Source organism: Niallia nealsonii (assembly GCF_002835805.1).
Taxonomy (GTDB): domain Bacteria; phylum Bacillota; class Bacilli; order Bacillales; family Cytobacillaceae; genus Niallia; species Niallia nealsonii.
Map to the genome: position 1 here is coordinate 90074 of NZ_PISE01000008.1, position 15262 is coordinate 105335.

At 34.1% G+C, this 15262-nt stretch carries 11 protein-coding genes and 1 other annotated feature (1 of these 12 only partly in view); all 11 genes read left to right on the plus strand.

Annotated features, from left to right (window positions below; all coding sequences use genetic code 11):
* The first annotated feature begins 318 nt into the window (after nucleotides 1-318).
* The 11 genes from CWS01_RS03795 to thrS all read left to right on the plus strand — a co-directional run bounded on the left by CWS01_RS03795 (nucleotide 319) and on the right by thrS (nucleotide 14966).
* Nucleotides 319-1032 (plus strand): response regulator transcription factor, encoded by a 714-nt coding sequence (locus CWS01_RS03795; protein ID WP_101175717.1) that lies wholly within the window; start codon nucleotides 319-321, stop codon nucleotides 1030-1032.
* The gene (pnpS, locus tag CWS01_RS03800; RefSeq protein ID WP_101175718.1) at nucleotides 1033-2787 is read left to right on the plus strand and encodes a two-component system histidine kinase PnpS; all 1755 of its coding nucleotides are present in this window, start codon (nucleotides 1033-1035) and stop codon (nucleotides 2785-2787) included.
* A 567-nt stretch (nucleotides 2788-3354) separates the two neighbouring features.
* Nucleotides 3355-5979 carry a DNA polymerase I gene (gene polA / locus CWS01_RS03805; RefSeq protein WP_101175719.1) on the plus strand — a complete coding sequence of 875 codons (2625 nt, stop codon included), beginning with the start codon at nucleotides 3355-3357 and terminating at the stop codon, nucleotides 5977-5979.
* Nucleotides 5980-5998: 19 nt separating this feature from the next.
* The gene (gene mutM / locus CWS01_RS03810) at nucleotides 5999-6826 is read left to right on the plus strand and encodes a DNA-formamidopyrimidine glycosylase (RefSeq protein ID WP_101175720.1); all 828 of its coding nucleotides are present in this window, start codon (nucleotides 5999-6001) and stop codon (nucleotides 6824-6826) included.
* An 86-nt stretch (nucleotides 6827-6912) separates the two neighbouring features.
* Nucleotides 6913-7548 carry a sporulation membrane protein YtaF gene (gene ytaF, locus CWS01_RS03815; RefSeq protein WP_101175721.1) on the plus strand — a complete coding sequence of 212 codons (636 nt, stop codon included), beginning with the start codon at nucleotides 6913-6915 and terminating at the stop codon, nucleotides 7546-7548.
* Nucleotides 7549-7588: 40 nt separating this feature from the next.
* Nucleotides 7589-8191 (plus strand): dephospho-CoA kinase, encoded by a 603-nt coding sequence (gene coaE, locus CWS01_RS03820; RefSeq protein ID WP_101175722.1) that lies wholly within the window; start codon nucleotides 7589-7591, stop codon nucleotides 8189-8191.
* 162 nt (nucleotides 8192-8353) lie between these two features.
* Nucleotides 8354-8809, plus strand: a complete 456-nt coding sequence (gene nrdR, locus CWS01_RS03825) for a transcriptional regulator NrdR (RefSeq protein WP_101175723.1) — start codon at nucleotides 8354-8356, stop codon at nucleotides 8807-8809.
* A 264-nt stretch (nucleotides 8810-9073) separates the two neighbouring features.
* Complete coding sequence (locus CWS01_RS03830) at nucleotides 9074-10477, plus strand: replication initiation and membrane attachment family protein (protein ID WP_101175724.1); 1404 nt, start codon at nucleotides 9074-9076, stop codon at nucleotides 10475-10477.
* Nucleotides 10478-10489: 12 nt separating this feature from the next.
* Nucleotides 10490-11419 (plus strand): primosomal protein DnaI, encoded by a 930-nt coding sequence (gene dnaI / locus CWS01_RS03835; protein ID WP_101175725.1) that lies wholly within the window; start codon nucleotides 10490-10492, stop codon nucleotides 11417-11419.
* A 349-nt stretch (nucleotides 11420-11768) separates the two neighbouring features.
* Nucleotides 11769-12638, plus strand: coding sequence for a putative sporulation protein YtxC (locus CWS01_RS03840; protein ID WP_157827533.1), 870 nt, complete (start codon nucleotides 11769-11771; stop codon nucleotides 12636-12638).
* A gap of 396 nt (nucleotides 12639-13034) precedes the next feature.
* Nucleotides 13035-14966, plus strand: coding sequence for a threonine--tRNA ligase (gene thrS, locus CWS01_RS03845; RefSeq protein ID WP_101175727.1), 1932 nt, complete (start codon nucleotides 13035-13037; stop codon nucleotides 14964-14966).
* Nucleotides 14967-15163: 197 nt separating this feature from the next.
* Nucleotides 15164-15262: a sequence feature (ribosomal protein L20 leader region), on the plus strand; it runs 44 nt beyond the window's last position.

Below are 15262 nucleotides of genomic sequence, written 5' to 3' on the forward strand. Positions count from 1 at the left end.
GATATTAGGGGATAAAACAAAATGATCAAAGCTCTTTCACAGGCTGTTTGGATAAGGAAGCTTTTTCTTACGCATTAACGGGCTTTTGATCCCCATCTAAGAGACTATAAGAGAAAACGAGAAATCTAGCTGAGTAAAAGCCTGATTGAAGTTTGACTTTATTTAACTACATGAAAATAATCCCGCTAAACAAGCAAAAAAAGAAGAGAACATATTCTTTATTCTGTTTAGATGGGTTTCTTTTTATTTTATATTTATATTATAATGAAGGGGTAAATGGGGTATTCACTGGGGAATTTGATTACTTGGAGGCAATATATGAAGAAGAAAGTTCTTGTCGTAGATGATGAACAGTCTATTTTAACACTTTTGCAATATAATCTGCAGCAAGCAGGTTTTGAGTGTTTAACAGCAATGGATGGAGAAGCAGGTTTAAATTTAGCTATTCAATCAAATCCTGATGTTATTTTGCTAGATCTTATGCTTCCAAAGCTTGATGGGATGGAAGTATGCAAACAATTGCGCCAACAACGCAATTCTACACCTATTTTAATGTTAACAGCAAAAGATGATGAATTAGACAAAATTCTTGGATTAGAACTAGGGGCAGATGATTATATGACAAAGCCTTTCAGTCCAAGAGAAGTTATTGCTCGAATTAAGGCAGTATTGAGAAGATCTCAATACCAAAAGGAAGCTCCTGCAATGGAATCAACTGATAAAGAAGAAAGCATCAGCATTGCTGATTTAAAAATATTTCCGAATTTTTATGAAGCTTATTTTAAAGACGAATTAATAGAACTTACTCCTAAAGAATTCGAATTGTTGCTATACTTAGCAAAACATAAAGGACGGGTTTTAACAAGAGACCAACTATTAAGTGCTGTTTGGAATTATGATTTTGTAGGAGATACGCGCATAGTAGATGTACATATTAGCCATTTAAGAGAAAAAGTGGAGAGCAATACAAAAAAACCAATTTATATCAAAACAATTCGTGGTTTGGGATATAAACTTGAGGAACCAAAATAAATGGTAAAGTTCCAATCGAAATTGCTTTCTAGCTTATTGTTTATTATATTTGTAGTTTTTTTGTTCATCAGTTTAGTTTTTGCTCAGCTTAATAAAAAATCCTACACTCAAGTGTATGATGAAAGGCTGAAAAGGGAAAGTTTGCTAGTTTCGAAGGCGATTGAAAAGGAAGGCGGCATTGATTCAGTAGATTCAAGTGTGATAAAAGAATACAGCAAGATGTTAGATTTGCAAATAACGATTACTGATAATAAAGGTTCTATTCTTTTCGATGAAGGGGACATGGGCAAAAGCATAGATGATGTGCATATAAAAAAAATTGAAACGATTATTAAAAATGATGCAAATGCCATGGTTGGCAGCGATTCTGATTTTCATTACTATTCGACAAAATTTTATAATCAAAATAAGCAACAAGGATATTTGTTTTTAAGCATAAAACAATCTGATTTAAAAGAAACATATAAACAATTAAATTGGATGGTCCACCTTTCATTAGGAATTTCATTATTCATTATTTTTTTAGTTGCATTTAAACTTATTTATCGGTACACACGTCCTTTTGAATCTGCTACTAAAGTGGCCGCAGATCTTGCCAATGGAAATTTTCATGCTAGAACCTATGAAGGGCAAATTGATGAAACGAGTGAACTTAGTTCTTCCTTAAATACAGTTGCAAAAAAAATGCAGGACATGGTTAAAGCTCAAGAAATTCAACAAGATCGTCTCGGTACGTTAATTGAAAGCATTGGTAGCGGCTTATTGCTAATTGATAGCAGAGGGTATATTAATCTAATTAATAAAGCATACAAGGATATTTTTAATGTACATTCGTCGGATTATTTATATAAATTATATTATAAAGTGTTAGAGCATAGAGAAATCACCGACTTAGTTGAAGAAATATTTATGACAGAACATAAAGTTGTACGAGAATGTGTTCTGCAAATAAAAGATGAGAAGAAAATCTTTCAAGCATACGGTGTGCCAATTATTGGCGCCAATGATGTTTGGATGGGAATATTGATTGTTTTTCATGATATAACGGAAATCAAAAAGTTAGAACAAATTCGCAAAGATTTTGTTGCAAATGTGAGTCATGAATTAAAAACACCAATTACTTCTATCAAAGGGTTTTCGGAAACATTATTAGATGGTGCGTTAGAAAACAAAGAAACTTTAGTAGAATTTCTGAAAATTATATTGAAAGAAAGTGATAGGCTCCAGCAACTTATTCAAGATTTATTAGAGCTATCTAAGCTCGAGCAGCATGGATTTACTTTAAATCAGGAGCATTTTAATATAATAGATGTATTAGATGAAGTAATAAAAATACTTTGTAAAAAGGCCCAAACAAAAGATCTGGAAATCACTTTTCATTCAGAAAAAGAAAATATATGGGTAATAGGGGATAGAAGTAGATTAATTCAAGTTTTCCTTAATCTGATTTCAAATGCGATTTCCTATACACCAAATGGAGGAAAGGTAGAAGTTTCTGTTCTAGAAAGAAAAAGAGATGTCATTATAAAAGTACAGGATACAGGAATCGGGATAGAATCATCGGAAATTCATCGGATTTTTGAACGATTTTATCGGGTAGACAAAGCAAGAAGCAGAAATTCTGGAGGAACGGGGTTGGGTCTTGCGATTGTTAAGCATTTAGTAGAACTTCATAAGGGGAGCATCCAGGTGGAAAGTCAGGTTGGCAAAGGAACTACTTTCTCTATTAAATTAAAAAAAGAATTTCCTTACTAGTCATCTCTTTTAAACAGAATATTGCCTATAGATTTTTATAGCTAGAAGGAAGAATTTACAAACTATTTACATTTTGTTTATAGTAGATTAACACATAGTTGCTACAATACATGATGAAGACCCCTTTATCCAAGGCTAGGCAAAAAGACCGAAAGTACCCCGCTTTCGGTCTTTGTTATATTCTGAATAGATAAGAAAAAGCTATTTATCACACATTAACGGGCTTTTGACCCCAAAATCAAGATTATAAAAAAAGAGAAATCTAGGTAGAGACGTGGAAAAACTCCCGCTGATTGAGGTCTCCCTTTATTTTTAGCTAGAATCATTTATTTTTTAATGGGCAGTTATATTACTGTGAATGGATGTATCCTTATTTATTGTATGCAAATTTATTGCAAGCACCTCTAATTTTCCACCTCTTTTAACATTATTCAATTGCTATCATTCCTCTCAAAGTCTATTCCTTACAATCTTTTTTTCTCCATGGTAAAATAAAGTGAACTTGATCATAATAGTACATATGTTCATACATACTTACTTTTAGATAAAAGAAGGAGGAAAAACCTTTTGACAAATAAATTAGTTTTAATTGATGGCAATAGTATTGCATATCGTGCTTTTTTTGCTTTGCCCCTTTTAAATAATGATAAAGGGATACATACAAATGCTGTATATGGTTTTACGATGATGTTGATGAAAATAGTAGAAGAAGAAAAGCCAAGTCATATTTTAGTAGCGTTCGATGCAGGGAAAACAACTTTCAGACATAGCACATTTACAGAATATAAAGGTGGGAGGCAAAAAACTCCTCCAGAACTATCAGAACAGTTTCCTTATATTAGAGAATTATTAAATGCATACGGCATCAAATACTATGAGCTTGAAAACTATGAAGCAGATGATATTATCGGCACCTTATCTCTAGAAGGAGAAAAAGAAAAATTTGAAGTAGTCGTCATCTCAGGAGATAAAGATTTAACCCAATTAAGTTCTGATAAAACAACTGTATATATAACAAAAAAAGGGATTACCGATATGGAAGTCTATACACCAGAGCATATTCAAGAAAAATATGGACTAGTGCCAGAACAGATTATTGATATGAAAGGGCTAATGGGGGATGCTTCAGATAATATTCCTGGTGTACCAGGTGTTGGTGAAAAAACGGCGATTAAGTTATTAAAGGAATTCCAAAGTTTAGAGAATTTGCTGCAATCCATTGATAAAGTAAGCGGGAAAAAGCTGAAAGAAAAGCTGGAAGAATTTAAAGATCAGGCTATTATGAGCAAAGAGCTTGCTACTATTACAAGAGAAGCACCTGTTATGATGGGATTAAATGAAGTGGCATATCCTGGGATGCAGGGAGAAAAACTGAAAGAGTTTTTTAAAGAATTAGGCTTTAATTCTTTATTGGGAAAACTTGGGGAAGATACTCCTAAAGAGGAATTGGTGCTTGAGGAAGTAAACTTTAAGCATATAGAAGAAATTACTGCAGATATTTTTACAGAGGAAAATATTTTATATGTAGAAATTTTAGATGATAACTATCATTATTCACCAATTATTGGGATTTCTTTGGTGAATGAAACAGGTGCATATTATTTGCCAATAGAACTTGTATTACAGTCCAATGTTTTTAAAGAATGGGCAGAAAATGAACAGAGCAAAAAAATTGTCTATGATGCGAAGCGTTCAGAAGTTTCCTTGCGCCATAAAGGAATTCATTTAAGAGGGATAACTTTTGATGTATTAATTGCTGCATATCTTGCTGATCCGTCGGTTACGATTGAAGATGTTGCATCTGTAGCTAAAAAGTATGGCTATACGAATCTTCAATCAGATGAAGCTTTTTACGGTAAAGGAGCAAAACGTAAAATTCCTGAAGAAAAGCTTATGTCAGAACATCTTGTCCGAAAAACAATGGCTTTAAAGAATATCCAAGAAAAAATGGAAGAAGAACTGAAAGCGAATGGACAAGAGGAATTGTTTTATGATTTAGAGATGCCTCTTAGCTTAGTATTGGCAGATATGGAATTTACAGGAGTAAAAGTAGATTTAGAAAGACTGCAAAAGATGGGAGCGGAAATAAAAAAACGTCTGCAAGAAATGGAAAGCCGCATTTATGACTTAGCTGGCGAAACATTTAATATTAATTCGCCTAAACAGCTAGGCGTTATTTTGTTTGAAAAACTTGGATTACCGGTCATTAAAAAAACAAAAACAGGCTATTCTACATCAGCAGACGTATTGGAACAGCTGGCAAGTTCTCATGAAGTGATTGGAGAAATTTTAAATTATCGTCAATTAGGCAAATTGCAGTCTACTTATATTGAAGGCTTGCAAAAAGTAGTGCATGAAAGCAAAATCCATACACGCTTTAATCAAGCTTTAACTCAAACAGGAAGATTAAGTTCAACAGATCCTAATCTGCAAAATATTCCAATAAGGTTAGAGGAAGGCAGAAAAATTAGACAAGCTTTTGTGCCTTCAGAAAAAAATTGGGTAATTTTCGCAGCTGACTATAGCCAAATTGAATTAAGAGTGCTTGCACATATTGCCAATGATGAAAAATTAATTGAGGCTTTTAAAGAAGACCATGATATCCATACAGAAACAGCTATGGCTGTATTTCATGTCGAAGCAGATGAAGTAACTTCTAATATGCGTCGCCATGCAAAGGCTGTAAATTTCGGAATTGTATATGGCATAAGCGATTACGGTTTGTCCCAAAGTCTGCACATTACAAGAAAAGAAGCGGCAAAATTTATTGAACGCTATTTGGAAAGCTATCCTGGTGTTCAACAATATATGGAAGAAGTTGTTGTTCAGGCAAAGCAGCAAGGCCATGTTTCTACATTGTTGCATAGAAGACGATATTTGCCAGAAATTACAAGCCGAAACTTTAATCTGAGAAGTTTTGCAGAACGAACAGCAATGAATACGCCGATACAAGGGAGTGCCGCAGATATTATCAAAAAAGCGATGATTGATATGGCGAAACGCCTTGAAGCAGAAGGGTTAAAATCGCGCTTATTATTGCAAGTGCATGATGAATTGATTTTTGAAGCACCAAAAGAAGAAATTGAAAAGCTAAAAGAGATTGTTCCAGATGTGATGGAACATGCTGTCAGCTTAAATGTTCCGTTAAAAGTCGATTACGCATATGGAGATACATGGTTTGATGCAAAGTAAAAGTCGGAGGCTGAGTTAATTGCCAGAATTGCCAGAAGTAGAAACAGTCAGAAGAACATTAATGGAATTAACACAATATAAAGTAATCAAAGAAGTTGTTGTTACATGGCCTAAAATGATAAAAAAACCAGAGAATGCTGAACAATTTTCTGATGCATTAAAAGGACAACAAATAGAAGATGTGCAAAGAAGAGGAAAGTTTTTGCTTATTTTAACAACAGACTATACCATTGTTTCTCATTTAAGAATGGAAGGCCGTTATGGATTATTTCAGAAAGAAGATCTGATAGATAAGCATACACATGTTATTTTTTATTTCGAAGATGGTACCCAGTTGCGTTATAAAGATGTACGTAAATTTGGCACGATGCATTTATTTAAAAAGGGAGAAGAACATGCTTCCTTGCCTCTTTCCCAGCTGGGACCTGAACCCTTTGACAGCTCTTTTACTATCCTGAAGCTGAAGGAAGGGTTAGCAAAAACTGCAAGAAGTATAAAAACAGCTTTATTGGATCAAAAAATAGTGGTTGGTCTAGGCAATATTTATGTAGATGAGGCATTGTTTAGAAGCAAGATTCATCCAGAAAGAGTAGCTAGCACCCTACATGAAGAAGAAATAGAGAGACTATATAAGGAAATTATCGCAACTCTTTCCGAAGCGGTTGAAAAAGGAGGCAGCACTATTCGTTCCTATGTAAATACACAGGGCCAAATAGGAATGTTTCAGCTAGAATTGTTTGTTTATGGACGTAGAGGAGAAGATTGCAAAAACTGTGGTGCTACATTAGAAAGAATTATTGTTGGCGGCAGAGGCACTGTATTTTGCCCTAAGTGTCAAATGAAATAAAAGAAATTAGCAGCTTCAGCTTTAACATTGGATGGGCTCCTTCCATATAGTATAGTACTATTGGTTAGGAAGGGGCTTTAAATCTTATGGCACAAGTAATTTCTCTCATCCTGCTAGCACTAGCTGTAAGCATTGATAATTTTAGTGTAGGTTTTACTTATGGTCTAAGAAAGATGAAGATACCATTTAAATCCATCTTCATTATTGCTTGCTGCTCAGGCGTTACTTTATTAATTGGGATGTTTTTTGGTCATGTTATTTCGCAAATTTTTTCACCCTCCTTTGCAGAAAGTATTGGCGGGGTTATTTTAATTTTATTAGGGATATGGATACTATATCAATTTTTTCGTCCATCAAAAGAAAAAGAAGTCGTTATACAGGAAAAAAACATTGTCAATTTTGAAATTAAATCACTTGGAATTGTGATTAATATATTAAAAAAACCAATGGATGCGGATTTTGATAAATCTGGAACAATTACAGGCAAAGAAGCGGTTGTTTTAGGTTTGGCGTTATCATTAGATGCATTTGGAGCAGGCGTTGGCGCTTCTATGTTGGGGCTATCTCCTATTTATTTAACTATTGCTGTAATTTTAATGAGTACATCTTTTGTTTCATTAGGCATTGTTGGAGGGAGATTTTTTTCACAAAAAAGTTTTATGGAGAAATGTTCCTTTATTCCAGGAATTATTTTAATTATTATTGGTCTTTTTAAATTATAGGAAAAATAATTAAATTTTTTATAAAGGGTTGGATAAAAACATGACACTTATTGTTGGGCTGACAGGTGGAATTGCCAGTGGGAAAAGCACCGTTTCTGCCTATTATCGATCATTAAATATTCCAGTTATTGATGCAGACCTAGAAGCTCGGCTTGCTGTAAAGATAGGAGAACCAGCTTACAAAAAAATTGTTGCACATTTTGGAACCGGGATTCTCCAAAGCGATGGAGATATTAATCGAATGAGGCTCGGAGAAATTGTATTTTCTAATGAGCAAGAAAGACTAGTGTTAAATGAAATTGTTCATCCAGATGTAGGCAGAAGAATGGATGAGAAGCAAAGGCTGGCTATGGAAAATGGCGAAAAAGTAGTTATTTTAGATATCCCATTATTGTTTGAAAATAAATTGAATGAAAAAGTAGATAAAACCATCCTTGTATATGTGACGGAGGATATACAAAGAAAAAGATTAATGGAACGAAATCAATTAACGTTTGAACAGGCAATAAAAAGAATCCATGCGCAAATGCCTTTAGAGAAAAAACGTATATTAGCAGATGAATTGATTGATAATAATGGAACAATAGCAGCAGCAGCCATGCAGGCAAAAGAAATACTTGAAAAATGGAATGTATTAAATTAGAGAGGATGCTTATTTTAAGTTTCCTCTTTTTGGATATAAGAAGCGATATAACGGTCATTTCTAAAGAAATCTAGGCTATCTCTTGTGCAACGAATTACTTTTCTATAAGATATAGATAGAATCAATGCACCCTGCGAAACAATAAATTCGGAGCTGATATAGATGAGATGTCCAACGTGTCAACATAATAATACCCGTGTTCTTGATTCACGACCTGTTGATGAATTTCGTTCTATCCGCAGAAGAAGGGAATGTGAAGTGTGCGGATACCGCTTTACTACTTTTGAGAAGGTAGAAGAAATACCTTTAATTGTTGTGAAAAAAGAGGGAACACGGGAAGAATTTAGTCGTGATAAGATATTGCGTGGATTAATTAGAGCATGCGAAAAAAGACCTGTTGCTTTAAAAGAATTAGAAGATATTACTGCCGATGTAGAAAAAGAACTGCGCAGCAATGCAGCTTCAGAAATAAAAAGCGATATAATTGGCGAAATGGTAATGGATCGTCTTGCTGAAGTAGATGAAGTGGCATATGTGCGGTTTGCATCTGTATATCGACAGTTTAAAGATATTAATGTCTTTATTAATGAATTGAAGGAACTAATTAAAAAAGAGTAAGTAATTTTAGAGATGTTAGCGGGATAATGAAAAAATAGCGTTAACAAACAAGGAAAGTGTAAAATAGTTTACTGTTGTTTAAAGAGGAATAGAATAAAGATAACTCCATTCCTAAAAAAGGAGCTAAAGATTTCTTTGGCTCTTTTTTGACTTTATTCTCCATGAATGGGCAGTGAAAAGTCCCCACTGATTGCATTTGCACTGTATATTTACTTATGGTCAAAATAGGGGGAAAACGAAAGGGAGAAGGAGGAAATTGTTAGTATGTCTCAATATTGGCAGGACTTGCTTCCAGTTGACAAATATCAAGCGGTAGCTAATGGTTTATTAACTGATTATGATCGGAAAATCATTACTTTTTTATATCAACCGCTAATAGGAACATCCTGCGTTAGCTTATATATGACATTGTGGGCAGAGGTGGAAGAAAATCGACTCTGGTCCGGAATCAATTCTCATCATAGTTTAATGAATTTTATGAATTGCAATTTAAAGGAAATATATGAGGCAAGACTAAAGCTAGAAGGGATCGGATTGCTGAAAACCTATATGAAAAAAGAAGAGGAAAATCGCTTTTTTATTTATGAGTTGCAGTCTCCATTATCCCCAGAGCAGTTTTTTTTAGATGGCATGCTGAATGTTTATCTTTTTCGGAAAATAGGAAAAGGACAATATGCTCGTTTAAAACGTTTTTTCTCTGATAAAAAACTTCCGGAAACTTCAGAGTATATTTCGATAACAAAAGGATTTCCAGATGTATTCATGTCTGATCATCAAAGTGCAATTCGCACTAGCTATGAAATGGAACAAGAAGAAACCGACGAAGGAAATGCAAAATTTATTGGAAGAAACGGACAAACTAGCATTCAAATACAAGATAATTCTTTTGATTTTGATTTATTATATGCAGGCCTACACGATTCTTTATTATCTAAAAAGGCGTTTACAAAAAAGGTGAAAGATGCTATACAGAATCTTTCCTTTTTATATGGAATTGATGCTATTCAAATGAAAAATATTGTGATTGCTGCTATTAATCATTTGGATGAAATTGATATAGAAGAACTTAGAATAGCTGCCAGAGACTGGTATCAATTTCAGCATAATGATTTGCTGCCTAGCCTTGTTGATCGGACACAGCCACAAAAACATCAGTCGCAAGCGGCAGAGCCAATGACAAAAGAAGAAGAATTGCTTTATTATCTAGATCATACTTCTCCTAGACAATTGCTCAAAGATATTTCTGGGGGGGCAGAGCCGTCGAAAGCAGATTTGCAAATTATTGAGGAACTTATGTTTTCTCAAAAGCTTCTGCCTGGTGTTATTAATGTATTAATACAGTATGTGATGTTAAAAACAGATATGAAATTAACAAAAGGCTATATTGAAAAAATTGCTGGCCAATGGGTAAGGAAAAATGTACGAACAGTAAAAGATGCCATGAATCTTGCTAAAAAAGAACATCAACAATATTTAGAATGGGCACAAGGAAACAAAAATAAAAAAACAAAAAACAATAAAAAAACAATTCGAACCGAAAAAATCCCTGAGTGGTTTGGGACAGAACAAAATCAAAAGGAAACTAGTGCTCAAGCTGGAAATGAATCAGCAGACTTTTTAAAGTTAAAACAAGAGCTAGAAGAAGAAATTAAGAACTTACGAAAATAGGTGGTGACAATTATGGAAAAAATTAATGATACGCTAAAGAAGCTCGGAGCGAATTCTAGTTTTCAAGAAAGATATCAAAAAATGAAGCAGGAAGTGCTAAAAAATCCTGATGTTAGAACCTTCTTGAGAGAACAGGAGGATGAGCTTACTTCTGAGATGATTGAAGTTGGCATGATTAAATTATATGAATATGCCAATCAAAGCAAAGAATGCAATAAATGTCCTAATTTAGGGTCATGCATTAACGTGATGCAAGGTTATCATCCAAAATTAGTTATTATCCGAGGCAGAATCGATATCCAATATGATCGCTGCCCTCGAAAAGTAATGGAAGAGGCTAAAAAGAAAAAAGAAAAATTAATTCAAAGTTTATATGTACCTCAAGATATTCTCGAATCATCCTTTAATCATATGGATATTGGACAAGATCGAGCAGAGGCTGTCAGAGCAGCAATCAATTTTGTAAAGCAATATGAGCCAGGGAAAAAGCAAAAAGGCTTATACTTTTATGGGGAATTCGGTGTTGGGAAATCCTATATATTAGGAGCTATTGCAAATGAATTATCTCAAAAACAAGTTTCCTCTATGATTGTGTACGTCCCAGAATTATTTAGAGAAATGAAAGGATCCATTGCGGACAGCACATTAAATAAGAAGTTAGAAAGCATAAAAAGGGAGCCCATTCTTATGTTAGATGATATTGGAGCAGAAACAATGTCTAGCTGGATAAGAGATGAAGTGTTAGGTCCTATTCTCCAATTTAGAATGCTTGAGAATTTGCCGACCTTTTTTTCTTCTAATTTTGACTTTAGTGGACTAGAACACCACTTAACCTATACACAAAGAGGAGAAGAAGAAAAGATGAAAGCAATGAGGGTGATGGAACGAATCCGCTATTTAGCAGCACCCATTTATGTAAAAGGACCAAATAAAAGATTATAATACAATCATATATTGTTTTTGACTAGATAAGAAGGTGAATAGTCAATAAAGTTTTAAAAAAAGAATAGTGATCTACACTATTCTTTTTTTTAGACTATTTTCTCAAAGTTTGTTGTTTTTGGCATAAGAAAATGGGAAATAAATGCTTAGCATCCTGCATATACGTAGACTCCTGCGGGAAAAGCGAGAAAGGCAAGACCCCTCAAGGGAGCGGAGTGTGTGCAGGATGCGGATTTAAAAAGCAACAATTTATACGAAAACAGCCTTTTTTATGCAAATTTACTTCTATTTTTTGTTATTTCCCCATATACATGCTATCAAGGAATTCTTTATAAAAGGGGGGATATATTTGATTGAAATTAGTTTTCAAAAAGTAGAGGAAGCAACAAAAATGCATCAATTATTGCTTAGTCATTGCTGTCCACGAGGATTGAAAATAGCGCATCTGCAAAATGGACATGAATATATTCTGAAAATAGATTGGGATAAAAATGGGCATCAAAAAGATTATACTAAGGCACTTCAACAAATATTTTTTCAATTTATTTTATCCAATAAATGCGATTCTTGGGCAAAAGAAATAGTATCCAATCAATATTTTTTTAAAGAGGAAGCAGAGCAGCGGCATATTATTGATATTATGCATTCTATATTAGAAGGAGAAAAGGAAGATCTCGCTAATTTAATTCATGATGTAAATTTAGAAGAGTGTTTAAAAGGGGCCGTTACTGATATATTTGCAGAAAAAAAATCCTTTTCGTTTGATTCTTTTGTTCAATTTCGTCTCCGTTCCTTTAAAGAAATAATCAGAAAATATGTAGAAATCTCTATTGATGAATATAAAATGGAACAGGAATATCAAGTGTTTGTTCAAACGTTACGGGAGTTTTTAATAAATCGCAAACCCAAAAAACAAATTATTCATGTTTTCGTTGATTTGGATATTCAAATTTTCGATGATAAATATAGGGAGATAACAGGACAAGAATTAGTAATGCTAGGGGATAAAAAAATAGTGGAGAACCAGTCTATTTATATAGACCCCTTTACAATTGGTCCACTTTTGGCATTGGCTCCAAATAAAATTTATTTATATACAGAAGATAGAGAGCAGGCATTTGTGCGTACCATTACTAATATTTTTGAAGAACGGGTCTCTGTAAGGGAAAAACAAGATTTTTTTCAAGGAGTCAGCATTCCAGCACGGCCATTTGAATAGAAATCATGAATTGCCCTTGATTTTCTTTTCTTTAAAGAATATAATACGTACATAAATCAACTATATTTTTTTACATGTTATGATGAGGATAATAGTTTTCTTATACGATTCAAAGAGAGGGAAGTATGGCTGAGAGCTTCCTAATACGATAAGATCACTTACCACCTTTAAACTTCAATCATGAACAGGCAATGGCCTTATTATTGGTTGGCGGCATGCAGCCGTTATCTGTTTAACTAAGCCGTTATAATTAGTTTCTCTTTTTATAATCGGGAATTAGGGTGGAATCACGTGTTATAAATAAACATAACTCGTCCCTTTCTATAGGGATGGGTTTTTTTGCGTGTAAAAATCACCGCATGTGAACAAATAGTAAGGAATATAGGAGGAAATAGTATGTCAGAATTAATCAAAATTTCTTTTCCTGATGGAGCTGTAAAGGAGTTTCCTGTGGGCACAACAACAGAAGAAATTGCTGGTTCAATAAGCCCTGGTTTAAGAAAAAAAGCAATTGCAGGCAAAATAAACGGTGCACTTTATGATTTGAAAAGACCGATAGAACAAGATGCATCTTTTGAAATAATCACGCCAGAACGTGACGAGGCGCTTGAAATTTTACGCCATAGTTCAGCACATTTAATGGCTCAAGCAATTAAAAGATTATATAAAAATGTAAAACTTGGTGTAGGTCCAGTTATTGAGGGTGGGTTCTATTATGATATTGATATCGAAGAATCATTAACGCCAGAAGACCTGCCAAAAATAGAAAAAGAAATGGCTAAAATTATCAATGAAAATATTGAAATTATTCGTAAAGAAGTTAGCCGTAATGAAGCAGTTGAACTGTTTAAGGAAATGGACGATGAGTATAAACTAGAGCTGATTGATGCGATTCCAGCAGATGAAACAGTAACATTGTATCAACAAGGAGAATTTATTGATCTTTGCCGTGGTATTCACGTTCCGTCTACTGGAAAGTTAAAAGAATTTAAATTATTAAGCATTGCCGGTGCTTATTGGCGAGGCAATAGTGATAATAAAATGCTGCAGCGCATTTATGGAACTGCATTTTTTAAAAAGGCAGAATTAGATGAACATTTGCGTCTTTTAGAAGAGGCGAAAGAACGAGATCATAGAAAAATCGGGAAAGAACTTGATCTTTTTATGACATCTCAAAAAGTAGGACAAGGCCTGCCGTTATGGCTGCCAAAAGGTGCAACTATTCGCCGCATAGTAGAACGCTATATTGTGGACAAGGAAGAAAGACTAGGCTATAACCATGTGTACACACCCATTATGGGAAGTGTTGATTTATATAAAACTTCTGGCCACTGGGATCACTATCAAGAAGATATGTTCCCGCCCATGGAAATGGATAACGAGCAGTTAGTGCTTCGTCCAATGAATTGTCCTCATCATATGGTGGTATATAAAAATAGCATACACAGCTATAGAGAATTGCCAATTCGTATTGCTGAACTTGGAACAATGCATCGATATGAAATGTCAGGAGCATTATCAGGCCTGCAGCGTGTTCGCGGGATGACATTAAATGATGCCCATATCTTTGTTCGTCCAGATCAAATTAAAGACGAATTTAAACGCGTGGTAAATCTTGTGTTAGATGTTTATAAAGACTTTGATATTACTGATTATAGCTTCCGTTTATCCTATCGTGATCCAGAGGATACAGAGAAATATTTTGATGATGATGAAATGTGGAATAAAGCGCAAAGCATGCTGAAAGATGCGATGGATGACCTAGGTCTAGATTATTTTGAGGCAGAAGGAGAAGCGGCTTTTTATGGCCCTAAACTAGATGTTCAAGTAAAAACAGCATTAGGCAAGGAAGAGACACTTTCTACTGTACAGCTAGATTTCTTGCTTCCAGAACGTTTTGATTTGACATATGTTGGAGAAGATGGCAAACAGCATCGACCAGTCGTTATTCACCGTGGTGTTGTATCAACAATGGAAAGATTTATTGCTTTTTTAATTGAAGAATATAAAGGTGCTTTCCCGACATGGCTATCACCAGTTCAAGTACAAGTTATTCCTGTTTCCCCATCTGTTCATTTTGATTATGCACAACAAGTGAAAGAAGAGTTGCAAAAACAAGGATTCCGTGTAGAATTAGATGAGCGTGATGAGAAAATTGGCTATAAAATTCGTGAAGCGCAAATGAAAAAAATTCCTTATATGCTAGTGGTAGGGGATAAAGAGGTAGAAGAACAAGCTGTAAATGTTCGTAAATATGGAGAACAAAAGTCGGAAACTGTTTCTTTTGAAGCATTTTTAGCCAATTTGAAAAAAGAGGTTAATCGTTAATTCTTTTTTAAAAAGCTGAAAACAGTCGAATAAAAGAAGGGGAATTTGGCGAAAATAGCTGGTTGGCGTAAAAAAATTATGAAAAGTATTGCATTGTATAAATAATTTTGATAAAATTTTTCTCGTTGTGGTATTTCTTTCGTTGACTAATAGATATCTACGTGATATAGTTATTAAGGTAAATTGAATACAAGTTTGAGGAAAAGAAGAAGCACCCGCTTCTCACCTGATTGACACAAGATTCCAATAAGTAGTTAACAGGTAATTACGTGAACATTTTAGCTTTTTATGTTTGT